This window comes from Winogradskyella sp. (assembly GCF_028282165.1).
Taxonomy (GTDB): domain Bacteria; phylum Bacteroidota; class Bacteroidia; order Flavobacteriales; family Flavobacteriaceae; genus Winogradskyella.
The window spans coordinates 1-21,705 of the sequence record NZ_JANQIM010000041.1 but is presented as its reverse complement, the minus strand read 5'-3'; the positions used below and the strand labels follow the sequence as shown (position 1 = coordinate 21,705).

21 protein-coding genes and 1 riboswitch are annotated in these 21,705 nt (G+C 35.5%); of the genes, 10 read left to right on the top strand and 11 right to left on the bottom strand.

The genetic code is table 11. The features are described 5' to 3' along the window. Window positions 1-88 precede the first annotated feature (88 nt). From Q0972_RS15810 to Q0972_RS15800, 3 genes are all read left to right on the top strand, one after another. Window positions 89-658, top strand: a complete 570-nt coding sequence (locus tag Q0972_RS15810) for an adenylosuccinate lyase (RefSeq protein ID WP_299367575.1) — start codon at window positions 89-91, stop codon at window positions 656-658. An 86-nt stretch (window positions 659-744) separates the two neighbouring features. Next, the gene (gene purB / locus Q0972_RS15805) at window positions 745-2,088 is read left to right on the top strand and encodes an adenylosuccinate lyase (RefSeq protein WP_299367572.1); all 1,344 of its coding nucleotides are present in this window, start codon (window positions 745-747) and stop codon (window positions 2,086-2,088) included. Further along, on the top strand, window positions 2,085-2,291 hold the full coding sequence (locus Q0972_RS15800) for a hypothetical protein (RefSeq protein ID WP_299367569.1): 207 nt from the start codon (window positions 2,085-2,087) through the stop codon (window positions 2,289-2,291). The genes purB and Q0972_RS15800 overlap by 4 nt, the downstream gene beginning before the upstream one ends. Before the next feature lie 39 nt (window positions 2,292-2,330). Here the strand turns inward: Q0972_RS15800 and Q0972_RS15795 are convergent, their stop codons facing one another. Genes Q0972_RS15795 through Q0972_RS15780 form a run of 4 tightly spaced genes read right to left on the bottom strand, consistent with a single transcriptional unit; the run spans window position 2,331 to window position 4,466 of the window. Then, a complete protein-coding gene (locus tag Q0972_RS15795) occupies window positions 2,331-2,870 on the bottom strand; it encodes a DUF4252 domain-containing protein (protein ID WP_299367566.1) in 540 nt (179 codons plus the stop codon). An 11-nt stretch (window positions 2,871-2,881) separates the two neighbouring features. Then, complete coding sequence (locus tag Q0972_RS15790; protein ID WP_299367563.1) at window positions 2,882-3,451, bottom strand: DUF4252 domain-containing protein; 570 nt, start codon at window positions 3,449-3,451, stop codon at window positions 2,882-2,884. A gap of 24 nt (window positions 3,452-3,475) precedes the next feature. Beyond that, the gene (locus Q0972_RS15785; RefSeq protein WP_299367560.1) at window positions 3,476-3,970 is read right to left on the bottom strand and encodes a hypothetical protein; all 495 of its coding nucleotides are present in this window, start codon (window positions 3,968-3,970) and stop codon (window positions 3,476-3,478) included. Next, a complete protein-coding gene (locus tag Q0972_RS15780) occupies window positions 3,957-4,466 on the bottom strand; it encodes an RNA polymerase sigma factor (RefSeq protein ID WP_299367558.1) in 510 nt (169 codons plus the stop codon). Before Q0972_RS15780 ends, Q0972_RS15785 begins: the two co-directional genes overlap by 14 nt. A gap of 205 nt (window positions 4,467-4,671) precedes the next feature. Between Q0972_RS15780 and Q0972_RS15775 the strand changes: the two genes are divergently transcribed. Continuing rightward, the gene (locus Q0972_RS15775; protein ID WP_299367555.1) at window positions 4,672-6,171 is read left to right on the top strand and encodes a S41 family peptidase; all 1,500 of its coding nucleotides are present in this window, start codon (window positions 4,672-4,674) and stop codon (window positions 6,169-6,171) included. Window positions 6,172-6,267: 96 nt separating this feature from the next. Here Q0972_RS15775 and Q0972_RS15770 read toward each other — a convergent pair whose 3' ends face one another. The 4 genes from Q0972_RS15770 to Q0972_RS15755 all read right to left on the bottom strand — a co-directional run bounded on the left by Q0972_RS15770 (window position 6,268) and on the right by Q0972_RS15755 (window position 11,842). Beyond that, window positions 6,268-6,831 (bottom strand): PAS domain-containing protein, encoded by a 564-nt coding sequence (locus Q0972_RS15770; protein ID WP_299367552.1) that lies wholly within the window; start codon window positions 6,829-6,831, stop codon window positions 6,268-6,270. A 104-nt stretch (window positions 6,832-6,935) separates the two neighbouring features. Beyond that, complete coding sequence (locus tag Q0972_RS15765; RefSeq protein ID WP_299367549.1) at window positions 6,936-8,903, bottom strand: DUF5074 domain-containing protein; 1,968 nt, start codon at window positions 8,901-8,903, stop codon at window positions 6,936-6,938. A 21-nt stretch (window positions 8,904-8,924) separates the two neighbouring features. Then, window positions 8,925-9,998: a YncE family protein gene (locus Q0972_RS15760; RefSeq protein WP_299367546.1), complete on the bottom strand. Its 1,074-nt coding sequence runs from the start codon at window positions 9,996-9,998 to the stop codon at window positions 8,925-8,927. 5 nt (window positions 9,999-10,003) lie between these two features. Next, entirely contained in the window at window positions 10,004-11,842 is a 1,839-nt protein-coding gene (locus tag Q0972_RS15755) for a TonB-dependent siderophore receptor (protein ID WP_299367543.1), read from the bottom strand. 27 nt (window positions 11,843-11,869) lie between these two features. After that, window positions 11,870-12,062, bottom strand: a riboswitch (cobalamin riboswitch). Window positions 12,063-12,134: 72 nt separating this feature from the next. On the opposite strand from Q0972_RS15755, the gene Q0972_RS15750 reads away from it, so the two are divergent. From Q0972_RS15750 to Q0972_RS15730, 5 genes are read left to right on the top strand one after another with little or no spacing between them, the layout of a single operon-like run. Next, the gene (locus Q0972_RS15750; protein ID WP_299367540.1) at window positions 12,135-13,271 is read left to right on the top strand and encodes an ABC transporter substrate-binding protein; all 1,137 of its coding nucleotides are present in this window, start codon (window positions 12,135-12,137) and stop codon (window positions 13,269-13,271) included. Further along, on the top strand, window positions 13,272-14,300 hold the full coding sequence (locus Q0972_RS15745; RefSeq protein WP_299367538.1) for an iron ABC transporter permease: 1,029 nt from the start codon (window positions 13,272-13,274) through the stop codon (window positions 14,298-14,300). Further along, a complete protein-coding gene (locus Q0972_RS15740) occupies window positions 14,301-15,095 on the top strand; it encodes an ABC transporter ATP-binding protein (protein ID WP_299367533.1) in 795 nt (264 codons plus the stop codon). Window positions 15,096-15,147: 52 nt separating this feature from the next. Beyond that, entirely contained in the window at window positions 15,148-16,467 is a 1,320-nt protein-coding gene (rmuC, locus tag Q0972_RS15735; protein ID WP_299367530.1) for a DNA recombination protein RmuC, read from the top strand. An 11-nt stretch (window positions 16,468-16,478) separates the two neighbouring features. After that, a complete protein-coding gene (locus Q0972_RS15730) occupies window positions 16,479-17,030 on the top strand; it encodes an acyl-CoA thioesterase (protein ID WP_299367527.1) in 552 nt (183 codons plus the stop codon). Window positions 17,031-17,085: 55 nt separating this feature from the next. Here the strand turns inward: Q0972_RS15730 and Q0972_RS15725 are convergent, their stop codons facing one another. From Q0972_RS15725 to rpmH, 3 genes are all read right to left on the bottom strand, one after another. Beyond that, complete coding sequence (locus Q0972_RS15725) at window positions 17,086-17,940, bottom strand: T9SS type A sorting domain-containing protein (protein ID WP_299367524.1); 855 nt, start codon at window positions 17,938-17,940, stop codon at window positions 17,086-17,088. Window positions 17,941-18,012: 72 nt separating this feature from the next. Further along, a complete protein-coding gene (gene carB / locus Q0972_RS15720) occupies window positions 18,013-20,865 on the bottom strand; it encodes a carbamoyl-phosphate synthase large subunit (protein WP_299367520.1) in 2,853 nt (950 codons plus the stop codon). Between the two features lie 98 nt (window positions 20,866-20,963). Beyond that, window positions 20,964-21,125 carry a 50S ribosomal protein L34 gene (gene rpmH, locus Q0972_RS15715; protein ID WP_111683942.1) on the bottom strand — a complete coding sequence of 54 codons (162 nt, stop codon included), beginning with the start codon at window positions 21,123-21,125 and terminating at the stop codon, window positions 20,964-20,966. Between the two features lie 163 nt (window positions 21,126-21,288). Here rpmH and Q0972_RS15710 point away from each other — a divergent pair. Further along, window positions 21,289-21,705: DUF2892 domain-containing protein (locus Q0972_RS15710; protein WP_299367513.1), on the top strand; the 417-nt coding region annotated here is incomplete at its 3' end.

Genomic DNA, 21,705 nt, shown 5'->3' with positions numbered 1-21,705 from the left:
AAAGAAAATTGTATTGAAAACCGTTAAATTTAGCACAAATTTTCACTCATCCCAAACAGTTTAAAACAATCAAATAGACACTATTATTTTGACAAAAGACCAACTTTATAAGGAATTAAATTATGTTAATCATTCAAGAGAAAAGCGATTGTACTACGCCCATCTCGTTATAGACCATCCTGAATTGGTAAAACCGCTGCTGGAAATCCTTTTTGAAGTCGATGATAAAATATCGTGTCGAGCCGCTTGGGTATTTGAGTTTATGTGTGGAGAACAACTAGAGGCTATTATCCCACATCTCGATATGTTTGCTGAAAATATTTCAAAAGTACATCTCGATCCTGCTGTGCGTCCCGTAGCTAAGATTTGTGAATACCTCATCAAAGCGTATTATTCTAAAAATGACAATGCTATTAAAACAGCCCTTACCGAAGTGCACAAAGAAAGAATTGTAGAGGTTTGTTTTGATTGGATGATTAACGACGAGAAAACAGCTCCCAAAGCCTACTCGATGAATTCCTTATACTTATTGGGAAATGAATATGATTGGATTCATCCCGAACTTGCCTTGATTCTCGAACGCGATTTTCAGATTCAGACTTCTGGTTTTAAAGCTAGGGCTAAGCATATCCTAAAAAGGATAAATTCAAAAAACTGAAATATCAAATTCAAAAAACTTCTTGCTAGGTACTTCGTGCTTCAAGCTAACTTTGCTATCTTTGATGCTTCAAATTTTCAGAGCAAATGGCACTTTCAGCACTTAGCGCAATTTCACCCATCGATGGTAGATATAGGTCTAAAGTAGAGGCTTTAGGCAATTTTTTTTCTGAAGAAGCACTGATTAAATATCGTGTTTTAGTAGAGGTCGAATACTTTATAGCGCTTTGTGAATTACCATTGCCGCAACTAAAATCGGTATCGCCATCTGTTTTTGAAGATTTAAGAGCTATTTATAAGAATTTTACACCTATTGATGCCTCTGCTATTAAAGCCATTGAAAAAGTCACCAATCACGATGTAAAAGCAGTTGAATACTTCATAAAGGAAAAATTTGATGCCTTAGGTTTATCAGATTATAAAGAGTTTATTCATTTTGGATTGACCTCCCAAGACATTAACAACACGGCAATCCCTCTCAGTATAAAGGAAGCCATGAACACGGTTTATGTGCCTGAATACTTAACATTGCTCAATAAGATTGAAGAGTTATCAAAAGAATGGGACGCTATACCAATGTTGGCTAGAACACATGGCCAGCCGGCATCGCCTACAAGACTTGGCAAAGAAATTGAGGTATTTGCTGTGCGATTAAAAGAACAGTTTAATCTTTTAAACGACATCCCGAGCGCTGCAAAGTTTGGTGGAGCTACAGGGAATTTCAATGCTCATAAAGTAGCCTATCCGAATATTGATTGGAAGGCCTTCGGAACTGCATTTGTTCAAGAAAAGCTGGGCTTACAGCATTCTTTTCCTACCACGCAGATAGAACACTACGATCACATGGCTGCTTTGTTTGATGCCTTAAAGCGTATCAACACCATTATTATAGATTTGGATAGGGATATCTGGACGTATGTGTCTATGGATTACTTTAAGCAAAAAATTAAAAAGGGAGAAATTGGCAGTTCTGCAATGCCGCATAAAGTTAACCCAATCGACTTTGAAAATAGTGAAGGTAACTTAGGTATTGCTAATGCTATTTTTGAGCATTTAGCTAGTAAATTACCTATTTCTAGATTACAACGTGACTTAACAGATAGTACTGTATTACGTAATGTTGGAGTGCCTTTTGGCCATACAATCATTGGTTTTAAATCGACCTTAAAAGGCTTAGGGAAACTGCTTTTAAATGCTGATAAATTTGAACAGGATCTAGAACAAAACTGGGCTGTTGTCGCTGAAGCCGTACAAACCATACTGAGACGTGAAGGTTATCCTAATCCTTATGAGGCTTTAAAAGGATTGACCAGAACCAATGAAATCATTACTAAAACATCTATTTCAGATTTTATTGATACTTTAGAAGTCTCAGACACCATTAAGACAGAATTAAAAGCCATTTCGCCAAGCAATTATACAGGTATATGAATTTATTCCCATTAAATAGAAACTCTTTAGCACTAACTATAGTAGGTATTATCGGTGTGGGTTTTTTTATAGCGGGCTTATTGAAAATTCTAGATTACTTTATAGTTAAAGCCTTACTATTTGGTAGTTTTGGGGTTTTGTTCATCATAGCATCTTGGCACGCTCTGAAAAATAACAGTAAAAAAAATCGTCCTGAAGAATAACTCCAAGACGATTTACATTAACATTTAAATAATTACCATTTATTTAAAAAAGTCAGTTAGACCATTAAGGTTCGAATTATCAAAATTTGCATTCTGCAGAACAGTTCTCAAGGAATAAATTTTACCTGCATTCATATTATCACCTAGTAAACGGGCTATAACAAAACCTCTATCTTCAGAGCTTCCAAAGAGAATAACCTCATCTACATTATCTACTTCGCCAATATATTTTACACTAAACTTTCCGTCTATGGTATTACCTCTAATGAGTTCTTCGTATTTTGGGTTTTTTAATATCTGATTTACTTTCTCAATTTCAGCACCAATACCTTCTAAAGAGTCTGTAGGTGTATAAACCAAAATGTTAAGCTTATCCACAGATTTATAAGCTTCGCGTTGCTCATCGGTCATTTCAATTTCATCGACATTAATTAGACTGGTAGGCGCGTCGATTTGAGAATAACCAGGTTTTAACTCATTATCTACAAAGTACGTTTGTAAAGTAGGACCTTGGTTGCAACTCATTAAAGTTGCAACCAAGAAGCCAATTACTGATAATTTTTTGATTGATTGTCCCATATTTTATGCTATTAATTTTTCTTGTCGCCAGCTTTTTTCAACTGATCACCACCAGGAATATCCATTTGGTTAGTGATTTTAGACACTTGTCTTAAATCGATATCTCCCGTCAGTGTTAATAAGACTGTTTCAAATTCTCGTTTTTTGCCGTTAATTTCAATGTCACCATCCATAATCTCCTTTAATCCACTAACGAACATTAATAGCTCTTTAACATGGTTTTCATCTTTACCTTCTTTTACATAAAACTTCACCGTTTGGTTACCATCTTTAATACGCATTAATTCCTCCAATTCAGATGACTTTAAATATTTACTCACAGTCGCCTTCATGTCTGCTGAAACTTTTTCATCACCAGTTGTAAATACTTTAAGTCCGGTAATCTTCTTTACCATATCCATGTATTGCTGAGCTTCAGGGTCGTCCATATCTACGTCGATACTAGCAATCATACTAAACATTTTTTGATTAACGATAACCGAAGCTACTTCTGGCATATCTTCGTATTTATCAAAGATGCTTTGTGCTCCTGAAATCATTGGTGCTACGATAAGTGCGATTATTACTATTACATTTTTCATGATTCTCTAATTTTTGTGTGTTTGTTACTTGTTTTTAAAAATTCTATTTGTTGTTTTTGAAAATTCACTTAATCGACTAGCTTCTTCGATTCCTTGATTTAGGTTTTCTGAAACCATAGCTAGAGAATTAAGCTGTTGCTTACCTTTATTCATCCCTAACGAGACCAAATTAAAAGCTTCCATAGTTTGGGTGATGGCTTCCTGTTCTTCAGGTGTAAGGTTTGCAAATGACTTACTTTCACCTTGCCAGTTAGGAATAAATATACCAAGCATTAGAACGGCAACTGCTGCGACAGAAATCCATTGATACAATTGTGTTTTCTTAGGTTTTAATGGAACGTCTTTGGTGTACTGCTCTTGTTGTGATAATGAAAAATACTGAAATAATGGTTTGTAATGCTCTAAATGAGGCGCTACGTCATCACTTTCAAAATAAGCTCTTAGTTGTGCTTCTTCTTCTAGCGTTGTCTCTGCATTGTCGTACTTTTCAATTAATTTTTCTATACTATTTAATACCATAGCGATGTGTATTAGTCAATTTTTCTCTTATTGTTTTTCGTGCTCTAGATAAGTTAACACGTATTGCCGTTTCGTTCATATCTAGCATCTTGGCTATTTCGGCGTAATCGTATTGTTCTATATCTCTTAATTGCACTATTATTTTTTGCTGTTCGGGCAAATCATCCATAATCCGAGATACCCAACCCATACTATCCTTTGCTTCTACCTGCCTTTGTAATGACGCATTATTATCGGTGTAATTGCTATGAACAATCTTTAAATTCTGTGCTTGTTTTGATTTTAATCTATCCAAGCAAAAATTCTTTGTCATCGTCATAGAGAAAGCTTCTACATTTTTATAGTCGCTAATCTTCTCTTTATTGTTCCACAATTTCAACAGTATTTCTTGAGTTGCATCCTCGGCCTCCTCACGAGATACCAATAAACGCTTGGCTAAACGAAATACTTTATCCTTAAATGGCATTACTAAGCTTACAAAATCTGCCTGCTTCATTACTAATTTGATTGGTGGTCCCATCGACTCTTCAACTGCGCTTGACGCAGATAAGCTCAGGGTTAAAAAAGCAGTTTTTAGTTGCTTTCATAGTTACGACGATACACTTTATAATTTGTTACAAAGTTTTTTTATTTATAATAATGTAAGTAAATTTAGAGTTTTACAGACAGAAGTAAAAGATTGCTACATATAAAGAAAAATTATGAAAAATTTAAAAAGTTTTGACGAACACCCTATAAACTTTTGTGCCGTGAGTAAAAAGATTAAAGTTCTTTTATTGGTTTTCATGGTTACATTACCTCTTACCAGCTGTTTTGAAGATATGGATGACAATGCCGTCCCCAATGCAGACATTAATGATTTTGTATGGAAAGCAATGAATGCTTTTTATCTATACAATGAAAACGTCCCTAATTTGTCCAATGACAGATTCGGAATAAATGGTATTGATAATAGATACGATAAAACTGAGGAATATTCTGCTTACCTCGACGAGTTTGAAACTCCAGAAGATTTATTTGAGACTTTGATTTTTGACTCCTTAGATTCTTTTAGCAACATCGTACCCAATTATTTTGATGTTTTAAATGCACAACAGGGAACCACACTTTCCAATGGCTTGGAATTTAGATTATATTTTGTACCTGGCAGCGAAACTGAGTTGTTTGGTGCTATTACATTGGTTCTTAACAATAGCGTGGCTGACAATCTTGGGTTAGTCCGCGGACAACTATTTAGAGCCGTCGATGGAGTTAACCTAACTGTAGATAACCGCATTGCGTTATTGACTCAAAATACCTATACTTTAAATTTTGCCGATTATAATGACAATGGCACTACTGAAGTAGAAGATGATATAATTACCCTAAATGATGAAAGTATAAGTCTCACAAAAGAATCTTATACAGAAAATCCCATACACATTGCTGAAGTGTTTAATTTATCTAACGTAAATGTTGGCTACCTTATGTATAACGGATTTACAAGTAGTTTTGATGCGGAGTTGAATGCTGTATTTGGACAATTTCAATCCGCTGGCGTTCAAGATTTGGTATTGGACCTAAGATATAATGGTGGCGGCAGCATACAAACCGCAGTGCATTTAGCAAGCATGATTACCGGTCAGTTTAACGGGCAGGTATTTTCTAAATTATTCTACAACTCCAATCAGCAAGATCGTAACAGAGACTATGAATTTACAAATACGCTCTCTAACGATGCAGCAATTAATAGTCTTAATTTGAGCAGGGTCTATATATTAACATCTTCGATTTCAGCGTCAGCCAGTGAATTGCTTATTAATAGCTTAAGACCCTACAACATTGAAGTTATACATATTGGTGATACTACAGCAGGAAAGACACAATCTAACCGCCTAATATTCGACTCACCTAGTTTTATTAGTACAGAAGGTATTAATAGTGGCCATAATTATGCCATATTCCCTCTTATCGCAAACTCTACTAATGTTAATGAAGTATTAGTCCCTTCGGATGGATTGGTGCCAGATGTAGACATAGAAGAATCTCCAATTAACTTAGGTGTTCTAGGGACATCTTCAGATCCACTTTTAGCAGTTGCCCTTGTTGATATAACAGTTGGAGATAGACCTTTTGGCAGATCGCTAGAAATGGGAAACCTCAGGGAATTAAAAACACCACAACTCCATTCGCCTTTCGATAATTTAATGTTTGAAGAATAAAAAAAGAAAAGCCGCAAATTGCGGCTTTTTCACTTTATATAAAATTCAACTAATATTTCCCCAAAAATTGAGTTAAGTCAAAACATCTTTAAAAGCTTACACCACCTGTTTTTCAAAAGCTAAAAAATGTGTTGTAGTCTCATTATACAATGGAATAACATGAACTTCACATTTATAAGGTGTTCCATCCTTTTTATAGTTTAAAATAATCTCTTTGAAAGGTTTGTTCTTAGCTATGTTTTGTCCTATTCTACTTTTGGTTTTCCTTGACGTTTTTTTGCCTTGCAGAAACCTGGGTGTTTTATTTAGTACAAAAGTTTTTGAATATCCTGTCATTTCTTTGAAGCCATCATTGACCCATATGATGTTTTGGTTTTTGTCGGTTAAAATTAAGGCCTCATAGTCATTATTCGCAAAAGCCTTTTTAAGGTCATTTTTCCACTTAAATTTTCGTGCAAATGAGAGTACTTGGTCTAGTTCTACCCGCTTTCGAGTTTCTACAATTCTACCTTGGTAATACGTCATAAAAATGTCCCAACTCATCAGAGGCATTATCTTGAACTTAACCATTTCAATTCCCTTTTGAAATTTTTTAAGTTGAGAGGTCTTACTGTTAGACGTATAAATGTCCAAGCAACTCATGTAAATTGGATTGTTCATAGTTATTATATTATTCAAAGATTACATAAAATCTTATAGAAAATAACTTACCAGCTAAAACAACAACTCATCATATTTATGACTGTTTATTATTACTTATCGTCTTATCTCTTAATTAGTTTAAATAAAGATCCCTTGTTATTTCCTATAACTTTTACCACATACATGCCATCAGCAAAGCTTGAAATATCGATTTGATTCCCAGATATCCCTTTTAGAGATTTTAACAATCGACCAGTCTGCGAATATATTTCAACATCAATATTTTGTAGGTATCCCTGTATCGAAAAATGATTTGTTGCAGGATTTGGATACATTACTATATTTCTTTCACTAGAAACCTCGCTTATGCTTAAGTCAGACTGATTAATTACACCTACACCATCCAAATCAAATCCAGAACTAGCAAATGGTGTTGGATAAGGATCATTAACTGCATTTCCGTACGCATCATAAGTAGCAAAAGTAGGATCAATAGTACCAATAACATCAATAATCTTTACATGTGTAATTTGATCTTTATCTAATAATGGATCATCCCCCAAATCACTTAAATCAAAAGGCGTACCAAAGTTAGCTCGGTATTTTCCAGCCAAATTGTTTACAAAAGTAGCATCTATATTACCAAAGCCATCGACTTGCGTTTCTGTTTGGGTTAAGCTATGCGCTGAAAATCTGAAATAATTTACACCATCCGAACTTACTTCAACAAAAGCTAGTTCTAAGAAGGTATCACTAAATGAGTTTTCAAATATCGCAAAATCGTAACCATCCCCATTGGCAATTGGCGTATCAAACGTTAAAACAGCTTCTCCCGCATCCCCTAAACTTACAACTGTATTATCTGCTGCTCCTGTTGCAGCACTTGATTCTCCAAAAGAGGCAAAGTCTCCTCCAGGATTAGAAATGTCTTGGAGCCCTCTAGTAATAGTTACACCACTTGCCCAGTCTACGAATAAGCCACTAGCCGTTTCAATAGCCGTAGTTCCGGCTTGGTCTGCTGGCGGTGCATATGGCCCTACCAATAATGGTTCTTCATTTTTATAGATAGCATTCGGTATTAACCCTACTGTATAAGTCTCTAAATGTGTACCTGCAATATCATAAGAAGCTACTTTTCCATTACTTACATAATCTACAGCATCTGCCAAATAGAACACATCATCTATCAAATCCATTCCGTAGGCAATAGCAATACTCTCTGGTGCTGTGTTTATAAATTCTGTTGCCGGTAAACTTCCTGTAAAATCAAACTGATAAATGTTATTATTTAGTACATAGTAAGCTTCGCCGTTGTTTATTTCTAAAAATTCGGGATGTTCTATTGTTGCAAAATTATAAGTATCAACAGCACTAAAATCGCTTAATGCTATTCTATATAAAGTACCTGCTGTTTCAGCTCCTGTCCACGCAGGTTCGCCACCACATAATACATATAAATAAGTGTCATCAACTTGCAGAGAGTTTGGTCTATCTCCTACATTAATCGAAGAAACAGAGGAATCTGTAAGATCGATCACTGAAACCGTATTGCCCGAACCAAAACCGCCTTGGTGTGCCACAAAAAGTTGATTCCCGCTTTTTATTATCTCTTCGGGACCTTCCACCACTAATATATTATTATCTGGGTCTATTGTATTGGTGGCTAAATCTAATACGGCTATATAATCGTCTGTGGTGTCAAATGGGTCACCCCAATTGGTAATGTAACCCAATCCATTATCAAAAGCTATATAACGCGGATTATTTAAACCGACAGTAATGGTCGTTACATGGATAAAGGCATTTCTATCTATAACGTTAACCTCGTTACTTCCATTAGAAACAATGTAGACATAATCGCCTTGAAATCCCATACCTTGAGCTATTTGCCCAATATCCATACCTGCATTTTCTGTCGCAAATATATCATTGCTAAGTGTACCCATGCCATCTAAAAAAGATACTGAAGCCGTGTTATTCCCAAATTGTCCTTCGTTGAGAATAAAAACGCCATCGACATAAGAACTTTGGGCATTTACGCTTACTATTCCGAATAGAAATGCAAGCACGAGTAAGTAATTATTTTTCATTGTTATTAAATTTTAAGTATGTTAATTATTAAAATAAAAGCTATTTGGTATTAGTTGAACTCGATAATCGGTCTGAAAATTCCCTTGTAAGTCATAAACAAACACTTCGCCATTAGAAGCATAATCCTTGGCATCAGCGATATATATATTATCGTTGTAGACCCTAAATCCATAAACCACTTCTACACTTTGACTTTGGGTTGAAAACAAAGGCCCTGTTGGTGAGATAAAATTACCGGTAGATACTTTAAAAACATCTCCTGAAAGGACGTAAAAAAGCTCATTATTGGTCACTTCTAAAAAACTTGGATGTACACCAGATGTAAACTGAAAAGACTCTATAACCTCATTATTTTGAAGACTTATTTTAAAAAACTCAGCCAAGGTTTCATCTCCTGTCCAATCTGCCTTTCCAGAACATAACACGTATAGGTCGTTATCGCTAATTACTATTCCATCTGGTACATCCGCAACATTGATGGTAGTTGATAATTGAAACGTATTGGCATTAATGACTGAAACAGAATTGCCATAGCCCCAACCACCTTTATGTGCTACATATAACGATCCATTAGCCTCTAGTAATCTCTCTGGCCCTTCTGCTACGACTATAGTTTGTGTTACCGTAAAGTCTTGTAAATTAACAACAGCAACATAATCATCGGTAGTATTGACTGGATCTCCCCAATTAGTAACAAAACCATATCCGTTATAAAACACCATATACCTAGGGTTCAAAATTTGATCGCTTATCGTTGTTATGTGTTCTAAGGTATAGCGGTTAACCACTTCTATAGTGTTAGAATTATTCATTATTATGAAAGCTGTATCATCATAAAATGCCATACTTTGTGCTACATCTCCCAATCCAAAACCATTAACTCCAAAAAAAACTTGATTGTAAACTTCACCTGATGGATCTACAAAAGATAATGAGGCGTTTGAGTTTGTAAAACCACCTTCGTTTAGTACAAACATTCCGTTTGCATAATCGCCTTCTGGTGTCTCAGTAATTATTTCTCGGTCATCACTTGTGCAATTATGCAATAACAAAACAGGAAACACAAGCAGTAAACAGTTAATCAACTTTTTCATTATTCTCAAAAATTAAAATTCATGTAAGCGTTATAATTTCTTCCCGGCATTGGTCTATTTAATACACTTTCATACTCTTCGTCCCAAAGATTAAGGGCTTGTATCCCTAAAGTGAGTTTATTTTTATGAATTCTGAAATTATATTCCAAGCCTAAGTTTGCCACCATAAAATTGTTAAGTATCTGCTCTGGGGCATTATCACTAGTTGTAAAAGCCTCACCGTTGTTCAAATATTGATAATATGCCGATAGTTTTTTAAAGGAATAGCCTAATGACGCTGTAAACTTGTGATAAGGCACATAAATCAACTGCTTACCCGTATCGCGGTTTTTAGAAACCGTGTAGGCGTATGTTGCAGACAAATTAAACTGATGATCACCTATTTCCTTTTCTGCGGACAAAAGCGCTTCTGCACCATAGATCTCAACATTATCTGTGTTTTCTGGTCGCCAAACCCCAGCTGCATCTGGCACCCACATAAGCAAATCTTCTACTGAATTATAATATCCTGTAACTGATAAAGACATACGTTTTAATTTTAAAACCTGAGTCAACTCGCCCTGATAGGATATTTCTGGTTTTAGATCTCTATTCCCCAAACCCTGCCAATACAGATCGTTATAAGTAGGTATTCTGAAGTTTTTTGAAGTATTAATTTTGATGCTATAAAAATCGGATAATGCTAATTTAACTCCCGCAGAATACAAAAAAGGACTTTCATAATCCTTATTGAGTTCTTGTCTTAATCCAATTTCATAAAATACCTTTTCGGAAACTTGATGCCTCATACCTAAAACCAAAGAAGATAAATGCCTAACCTCTTCTTCTATATCTGTTCCCTTTCCATCATTTCTTAAATAATTAAATCCTGAAGTCAAAAGCATATCTTTGTTAAACTGGTAGTTTATATCATATTTAACAACCAAACTTTCAACATAGCCTTCAGTGTAAAAATCATTTTGAATATTTGGGTAAAACCGATAGTTTTCAGTCAGTACTGCAAACTTGGTTAAGTGTTTAAATTTATTAGAGTTGTATTTCCATTCTAACATACTCCGAGTATTAAAATCGTAGTATTTTGTTCTTAAGGCATTAGGTGTTGGCAGCGAAAAATTTCTTTTACCATCATATACATTAGCATATAGATTCAGTTCATTTTTAGAATTTATTCTAATTCCACCAGAAAAACTTATATTGGTATTGTTGAATTGTCCGTTTAAGTTATTTCTATCGGTGTTTATATAAGGGTAATCATTATCTGATCCATTTCTAGAAACAATAAGTGAGAAGCTTTGTTTGTCGTTAGAGTAATCCGCTTTATAATTTACATCATAGGTATTAAAAGATCCATATCTAACAAAAAGATCATTATTAAAACCTAAATTGTATACAAGTTCATTTTCGAGATAGATGCTTCCACCTATGGCATTGGTACCATCTACAACGCCTCCACCTCCAGCTCTCAAAACAACAACATCAAATCCACGCGCATTAATAGTATTAAAATCTGTTTGTCCAGTGGTTTGGGAATTTATATTTATTCCGTTCCACAAAACTGCTGTTTGTTGTGCGGTAGTTCCTCTAAAACTAGGTGAAGACACCATGCCTAAACCATTTTCCCTAAAAACAATTGTCGAATTAAAATTTAAAAGCCCAGTTAAAGACGATGCATTTCTTAAAATCACACTATCAGTAAGTACCTTCTTCGTTTGTGTTTTTGAAAGAGGTTTAAGAAATCTATCCCCATACAAAATTACTTCATCTAATTTCTGAATAGAATCCCTGGTTTGCGCTGGTACTACACCGTAAAGTGCCAGCAAAATAATTGGAGTTAGTTTTTTCATACAACCGAAGCTTTTTACCCGAAAGCCATTTAGTTAAATGAAATTGGCAGGTCTCCTGACTTGCGTCTCGTCATCGGTCTTCCCAAGTAATAACTCAGTGACATTGAAGGTGATAACAAGCTTTATAGCTCACAGTTGCGGGAACAGTTTTGGACTTACACCAAATTCCCTTTTAATTCATTTATATAATATAGATGAAACCTAATTTCGACACAAAAATAAACAATTTGTTTAATGATTTACTTATAACTCTAAATAATCTTACTTTTGAGTCAATAATAGATATCATAAAATGAAGCTATCCGTTCTACTGTTGTGCTTAGTTGTTTTTGTTTCCTGTAAAAACGAATCTAAGATTGATTCTAACAGTGTTTCTACAACTAAAAAATTAGAACTAAAATATGCTGAAGGCTTTTCAGTCACTTATAAAGAGAATTATAGAGTTTTGACAATAAGAAAGCCATGGCCAAAATCAAATACTACTTATGAATATGTCATTCCAAATGACAACTCAACATTTGTATCGAAAGATCGCGTTTTAGATGGTATTCTTTCTAAGAATATCGAAAAAATAGTCGTTACCTCGACCACCCATATTCCTGCTCTAGAACTTTTAGGTGTTGAGCAAACATTGGTTGGCTTTCCTGGAAAGGATTATATTTCTTCAGAAAAGACCCGAAAACGTATCGACGCAGGTGAGATAAGAGAATTGGGGAAAAATGAAGGTATAAATACTGAAGTTCTAATAGCACTAAATCCCGATGTTGTTATAGGTTTTGGCGTAGATGGTGCAAACAAGACCTTCGAAACTATAAAAAAAGCTGGAATTCCCATCATCTATAATGGTGACTGGGTAGAATCTTCTGCATTGGCTAAAGCTGAATGGATAAAATTTTTCGGAGTTCTGTTTAATAAAGAAAAAGAAGCAGATGCCATCTTTAACCAAATCGAAAAAGACTATCTGGCTGCAAAAGCGATCGCAAAACAAGCCAAAACAAGACCAACAGTTTTAAGTGGCGCCATGCACAAAGAAGTTTGGTACTTACCGAATGGCTCTAGCCCTGAAGCACAATTCTTAAATGATGCTAATGTCGATTATTTATGGAGCGATACTTCGGGAAACGGTAGTCTGGCATTGAGTTTTGAGACTGTATTGGACAAAGCTAAAGATGCCGACATATGGCTAAGCCCTTCTTATTATACAAGCTTTGATCAACTTGAGGACGCAAGTGCTCTATACACTAATTTTAGTGCGTTCAAAAACAAATCGATATACACATTTTCTAATACTACGGGTAAAACAGGCGGCGTACTTTATTACGAATTGGGAACAGCCAGACCAGATTTAGTCTTAAAAGACATTATAAAAGTGTGCCATCCCGAACTGTTAGAGGATTACTCCCCTTATTTCTTTAAACCGCTCAATTAATTGACTATTAAAAAGGCATATGGTTTTCAGTTTGTAGTACTTATTTTGGTACTCTTTATATGCTTCTTTATAAATATCGGTTTAGGCTCAGTACATATTCCATTCAAAAGCATATTGGGTAGCCTATTTGGAACCATAGATAATAACACTTGGCAGGTTATTATTAAAGACTATCGTTTGCCCAAGGCAATAACCGCTATTTTGGTAGGCTCGGGTTTAGGCATTTCTGGTTTACTGATGCAAACCCTTTTTAGAAACCCATTGGCAGGACCATTTGTTTTGGGGATAACATCTGGTGCCAGCTTAGGTGTGGCCTTAGTTATTTTGGGGTCTGGGCTTTTTGGTGGTTTATTAGCTATGTCTTTGATTTCGAAATGGAGTATTGTAATTGCGGCCAGCTTAGGTAGTTTTTTAGTGTTATTAGCTGTTTTAGCGGTCTCTAGCAAAGTACGAGATACTATGGCAATCCTCATCATTGGGTTAATGTTTGGTAGTATTACTGCTGCGGTAGTTAGTGTACTCTCCTATTTTAGCTCGGCCGAACAATTACAACAGTATATTTTTTGGGGATTTGGAAGCTTAAGCAATCTCTCATGGCAAGAACTTCTGATTTTCTTCGGAATTTATAGTATTGGCCTTATTCTTAGTATCGCTTCGATTAAAGGCTTAAACAGTCTTCTACTTGGTGAAAACTATGCAAAGAGTTTAGGCCTCAACTTAAGACAAAGTCGATTAGTGATTATATTGGCGACAAGCCTAATCGCAGGTACTATAACAGCCTTTGCAGGTCCTATTGCCTTTATTGGCTTGGCCATTCCACATCTCACACGGCAGATTTTTAAGACGTCTAACCATAGAGTTTTATTGCCTGCTGTATTTCTGTATGGTGCCATCGTGATGCTTATTTGCGATAGTATTGCACAATTGCCAGGAAGTGATTACACATTGCCCATCAATGCCATAACGGCCATAGTTGGTGCGCCTGTTGTAATATGGTTATTAGTGAGACAGCGAAAAATGATGTTTTAAATGAGTATGAATACCAAACATATCATACTAAAAGTAGAAGAACTTTCCATAGGTTACAAAACCAAGAAAGCCGAAACCGTCGTGGCATCTCATATTAATTTCGAATTAGAAAAAGGACAACTCATTGGTTTGGTTGGTGCTAATGGTATTGGTAAATCGACACTTTTAAGAACACTTATTAAAGTCCAACCTGCTTTATCTGGTTCCATATTTTTGAATGGTAAAGATCTAAAATCAACTACGAATTTAGAGCTCGCAAAACAACTGAGCATTGTTTTGACCGAACCCATTAGTTCTAAAAACCTATCTGTTTACGAATTGGTTGCTCTTGGAAGGTATCCTTATACCAACTGGATTGGAAGCCTAACCGATAATGATATCACCATTGTAAACAATGCCCTTAAACTTGTTAATATTGAAGACTTAAAGGCTAAACGATGTTACGAACTAAGTGATGGTCAATTGCAGAAAGTCATGCTGGCACGTGCTCTGTCTCAAGATACGGATATTATTGTGTTGGATGAACCAACGACACATCTCGATATGTATCATAAGGCTTATATCTTAAAGTTACTCCAGAAATTGACTAAAGAGACTGGGAAAACCATTTTGTTTTCATCCCATGAAATTGATCTAGCCATTCAATTATGTGATACCATGATTGTGATGCAAAGCGATACGGTTGTTTTTGATGAACCTTGCAATTTAATTTCAGAAGGTATTTTTGAGTCGCTTTTCCCATCAGATTTAATTGTGTTCGACACTAAAACTGGTGGCTTTCGTGTTAATAAATAAGCTTTATTTCTACTTTTAAAAAAGGTATCTTTGAATCTTACAATCCTATGTAATGAACGACAATATCATTCTCATACTTGCTATTTTGGTTTCTGCTGTAATTGGTGCCTATTTAGGTATGCTTTTTACAAAACTCAAAACCAAAAGTGAGCAAAGTACACTTGAAGAACGCCAAAACCAATTGGGCTTAACCATAAATGAACTCAGATCAACCATTTCTAAAATTGAAAATGAGCGTGAGGACATTCGCAATGAAAAAGAGTTCTTAAATACAGAGTTATCGAGACGTAATACCGAACTTGAAAATCTACAACTACAAAATTTAAAGCGAGACGAAGAACTAGCGAAACAACAAGAGCAACTTAGAAAGGATTTTGAGTTGATGGCTTCTAAAATTTTGGATGAAAAATCGCAAAAATTCACGCTTCAGAATAAAGAAAATATCAAGAGCATTCTTAATCCATTAGAAGAAAAAATAAAGACTTTTGAAAAGAAAGTTGAAGACACACAAAAAGAGAGCATCAGCATGCACTCGGCCTTAAAGGAACAACTATTAGGTTTAAAAGACCTTAATCAGCAGATGGCTAAGGAAGCAACAAACCTTACCAAAGCGTTAAAAGGCGATAGTAAAACACAAGGGAATTGGGGCGAATTAGTGTTAGAACGCGTTCTTGAAAAATCTGGATTGGAAAAAGATAGAGAATACTTTGTTCAGCAAAGTTTTCAACTCGAAGATGGTTCTCGTGCTATGCCAGACGTTGTTCTACATCTTCCTGATTCTAAAAAGATGATTATTGACTCTAAAGTATCCCTTACCGATTATGAACGCATGATTAATGCCGATGGAGATGAACGTGAGGTATTCTTAAAAGCACACGTCAATTCTATCAAAAAACACGTAGATCAATTATCGGCAAGAAACTATCAAGATTTGTACGATATAGAATCTCCAGATTTTGTATTGATGTTTGTTCCTATTGAGCCGGCCTTTGCAGTAGCCATTAATGAGGACAACACACTTTATAATAAAGCTTTTGAGCAAAACATCGTTATTGTAACACCAGCTACCCTTTTGGCCACACTTCGTACGATTGATAGCATGTGGAACAACGAAAAACAGCAACAAAATGCGATAGAAATCGCAAGGCAAGCTGGTGCCTTGTATGATAAATTTGAAGGTTTAGTATCTGATCTCACAGGAGTTGGCAAAAAGATTGACGCCGCAAAAAGTGATTACTCTGCCGCTATGAATAAATTAGTTGAAGGAAAAGGCAATTTAATTTCGCGCGTAGAGAATATCAAAAAAATGGGAGCCAAAGCTAAAAAATCCCTTCCTGAGAATATTATAAAACGTGCTACTGAAGATTTATAAATTATTATTGTATGTACAAAACCATAGACTCTTCAAGAATCAGTATCTCACAATTAATGTTGCCTTCACATTCTAATTTTAGTGGAAAAATTCATGGTGGTTACATTTTAAATCTCATGGATCAAATTGCTTTTGCTTGCGCCTCAAAACATTCAGGTACTTATTGTGTTACGGCCTCGGTAGACACTGTAGATTTTATAAATCCTATTGAGGTAGGTGAATTGGTAACGATGAAAGCTTCTGTAAACTATGTGGGAAGAACATCTATGGTTATAGGCATTAGAGTTGAATCGGAACATATACAAACCGGTGATGTAAAACATTGTAATTCATCCTATTTTACTATGGTTGCCAAGGATGCAAATGGACATTCGACCGAAGTACCTGGCCTCATCTTAAACGATAAAGTTGAAGTGAAACGATTTCTTAAAGCCTTAATGCGAATTAAAACGAAACGTCAACGACAAGCTGAGTTTGACGGTACAAACTTTTCACTACAAAACTACCTCGAAGAACTTAAAGGCTATCGTGTTAAAATAGAATTACCAGAACATCAGGAATAAAAAAGCAATCTTGGTATTAGATTGCTTATTTTATAAAATATCGTAGAAAATATAATTATTGCTTTATAAAACGTTTGCTTTGGGTAGTCTTGTCATTAGACACTCTTACCAAATACACACCGCTTCTCCAATTAGATATATCTATTGGTCGAGACAGTTGAGAAATCAATCCACTATACACACGCTTTCCTAACACATCAAATACTTCGAGTCTCATCTCATCATCTGATGGTAATACAATATTCAGTTTATCTTTTGACGGGTTAGGGGAAATCCTAAATTCAGTATCTTGATTATCAAATCGAGGCGTACTTAACGAAGACTGGGCAGTAATGTTATCTACTTGAATAATAGCGTCTATCTCTTCACCAAGCCACTCTGGTACGCTATTACTTAAAATCCTCAATGTCATTACATTTGCTAAAACTGTACTTTCATCACTGCTTCCATTAACTACAGTAAAATCTGAAGGAGCTATTGGAAATGTTATATTAGTCCAAATACCATTTGCAGGCACATTTATGGCATTAGTAGTACAAATTCGTGTCCCACTACCCTGCATTGCAATTCGTAAGTTCAAGTCATTTGTTTCAACTTTAACATCCATAGAAATTTGATCAACACCTTCACTTATGAAATCCTCACTCCATTGCTGGTTTTGAGTATAAAATATCATTCTACTGGCTACTGCATCAGGTATACCATTGGATGTATATTGAAGGCAATTATCACCTAGACCTGCTGGACCTGCATCTGCCACATTAATAGGACCACTAGATCCACCAGCACTACCTATCTGCCAATTTTGTGTGGTTCCATCTTGAAAGTCATCAACTTGATTCAAAGTAATTTGGGCAGAAACTACACAAACAGATAAAAAAAGTGAAAATGAAAGTAAAGTTCTTTTCATAAATACCAATTTTAGGCTAAGTTAATAATTATTAATGAAATGACTTTACCGTTAGTCGAAAAAACCATGATTTTACTTACTCAAATACATCTTACGTCGAGAGTACAAGTCATAGAACTCATCTTCCTTAAGACTATCTATAAAAAGTATACTCTCACCAGTACTCTTCATTTCTGGTCCTAATTTCTTATTTACATTAGGGAATTTGCTAAATGAAAATACGGGTTGTTTAATGGCATAACCTTCTAACCTAGGCTTAAAATCAAAGTCGGTCACCTTATTCTTTCCGAGCATTACTTTTGTAGCATAGTTTACATAAGGCTCCTTATAGGCTTTTGCAATAAACGGAACAGTACGCGATGCTCTTGGATTGGCTTCAATAATAAAAACAGTATCGTCTTTTATAGCAAATTGAATATTTATTAAGCCAACTGTATTTAATGCTAGAGCAATCTTCTTTGTATGGTCTTTTATCTGTTGCATTACGAACTCGCCCAAATTAAATGGTGGTAATGTGGCATTACTATCACCAGAATGAATCCCACAGGGCTCAATATGCTCCATAATACCAATGATGTAAACATTTTCGCCATCGCAAATGGCATCTGCTTCGGCTTCTATGGCACCATCTAGGTAATGATCTAGAAGGAGCTTGTTATTTGGTATTTTTCTTAACAAATCTACCACATGCTCTTCTAATTCTTGTTTATTGATCACAATCTTCATGCCTTGACCTCCAAGGACATAAGAAGGTCTTACCAATATTGGAAAATGCAAACGATCTGCAATAGCTAATGCTTCGTCAGCTGTCTCTGCAGTATCAAACTCTGGGTAAGGAATATCATTATCTTTCAATAAGGTTGAAAAGTTACCTCTGTCTTCAGCCAAGTCCAAAGATTGAAAATTAGTACCCATAATCTTAACGCCATAGCGCTCTAATTTTTCTGCAAGCTTTAAAGCTGTTTGACCACCAAGCTGTACAATAACGCCTTCTGGTTTCTCATGTTGAATAATATCGTAGATATGTTCCCAGAAAACAGGTTCAAAATATAACTTATCGGCAATATCGAAATCTGTAGAAACCGTTTCTGGATTACAGTTAATCATAATGGTTTCGTAACCACATTCCGCAGCTGCCAACACACCATGTACACAACAGTAATCGAATTCAATACCTTGACCAATACGGTTAGGTCCAGAGCCCAAAACAATGATTTTCTTTCTATCGGTTACAACACTTTCATTAGCTACCGAAACGTTACCATCTGCTGTTTCAACTTCACTCTCAAATGTCGAATAATAATACGGCGTCTGTGCTTTAAACTCAGCAGCACAAGTATCTACCAATTTATAAACACGGTTAATTTTAAGTTCTCTACGCTTATTATGGACTTCACTTTCTAGGCATTGCAACATGTGGGCAATCTGTCGGTCACCATAACCTTTTTGTTTGGCCTCAAGAAGCAGTTCTCTATGAATTGAATCTATGGTGTAGGTAGAAATTTCCTTTTCCAATTGAAATAGCTCTTCATATTGCTTTAGGTACCACATATCAATCTTTGTAATCTCATGAATACGACTTAAAGGTATTCCTATCTGTATAGCATCATAAATCACAAACACACGGTCCCAACTTGCGTACTTCAGCTTTTTAATGATCGTATCATAATCTTTATAGCCTTTACCATCTGCACCTAGACCATTTCGTTTTATCTCTAGCGATTGTGTGGCTTTATGCAATGCTTCCTGAAAAGAACGTCCAATGCCCATGACCTCTCCTACAGCTTTCATCTGTAGGCCTAAGGTTCTGTCTGAACCTTCAAATTTATCGAAATTCCATCGCGGTATCTTAACGATAACATAATCTAATGTAGGCTCAAATAATGCTGATGTTGACTTGGTAATTTGATTGCTTAGCTCATCTAATGTGTAACCTAAGGCTAACTTGGCTGCAATTTTAGCGATGGGATACCCTGTTGCCTTACTAGCCAAGGCTGAAGAGCGAGATACCCTCGGGTTAATTTCTATGGCGATAATCTCTTCTTCCTCATCTGGACTTACCGCAAATTGAACATTACATCCTCCTGCAAAATCTCCAATACTACGCATCATATGGATAGCCATATCTCGCATTCTCTGGAAGGTTTTGTCTGATAAGGTCATCGCAGGTGCTACGGTTATGGAGTCACCTGTATGTATACCCATAGGATCCATGTTTTCTATGGTACAGATAATCACAACATTATCATTTTTATCTCGCAATAACTCAAGCTCATATTCTTTCCAGCCCATCATGGCCTTATCGATCATTACCTCATGGATTGGTGAAATTTCCAATCCTCTGGTAAGTGCCTTATCAAACTCCTTTTCGTCATAGACTATAGATGCTCCTGCGCCTCCTAAGGTAAAAGAGGCTCTGATACATAAAGGAAATCCAAATTCCTGTGCTATTTCCTTACCTTTTAAGAAAGAGGTTGCAGTTTCTTGAGGTGCCATGCCTACACCTATTTTTGTCATTAAGTCCCTAAACTGTTCTCGGTCTTCAGTAATGTTAATAGCGTCTATATTAACACCTATAATATCTACATTAAAATCTTCCCAGATGCCTTTCTCATCAGCTTCGATACAAAGATTCAGGGCGGTTTGCCCACCCATTGTTGGCAAAACAGCATCAATCTGTGGATGCTCTTTTAAAATTTTAATAATGGACTTTGTATTAAGCGGCAATAAATACACATGATCGGCCATTGTAGGATCTGTCATAATGGTCGCTGGGTTAGAATTGATAAGAATCGTTTCTATACCATCCTCTCTTAGAGAGCGTAACGCCTGGGAACCCGAGTAATCGAACTCACAAGCTTGACCGATAATAATTGGACCAGAACCGATAAGTAGAATAGATTTAATGTTTTTGTTTTTTGGCATGAGATTGTCTTTTGGTTTGCAAAAATAACTATCAATAGAGTAAAAAAAAAGGTGCTACACCTAAGTAACACCTTTAAAATATTAACAATTGTTAATCATTATTTTTTATGTCTTAATTCTGAAGACACAGACAATTTCTTTCTTCCTTTAGCTCTTCTACGTGCTAAAACTTTTCTTCCGTTAACAGAAGCCATTCTTTCTCTGAAACCGTGCTTGTTTCTTCTCTTTCTTTTAGACGGTTGAAACGTTCTTTTGCTCATTGTCTTATATCTTTAGTAATCTTGAATCTTTTTTAACCGCTTTGAGCCTTTTCTCAAAACTGGGTGCAAATATACAACAAGTTTTCACTTTAGCAAGTCTCTAAATAAAATAATTTCGTTAGAATTTTATTAACTTTGCCAACCTTAAAAACAAACAAGAAACATGTTTAATAAAAATATAAAATTAGTCCTTGCAGTGTTAATCATAGCCTATGCAGTATACCAATTTATCGAAGGTTACATAGGCAATGGGATTATGTTCATATTATTTTCTACAATATTCATTTTCCTCTATTTTAAAAATGAAATGATCCTTCTAGCATTTTTTAGGCTGCGCAAACAAGATTTTGAAGGTGCAAAAAAATGGTTAAATAAGATAAAGCACCCTGAATCGGCATTGGTTAAGAAACAACAAGGCTATTTAAATTATTTAAATGGTATTATGGTTTCCCAGACCAATATGAACGACGCTGAAAAATACTTCAAAAAGGCAATTAGCCTAGGTCTATCGATGGATCACGATTTGGCTATGGCCAAACTAAATTTAGCTGGTATTGCGTTTTCTAAACGTCGCAAGCAA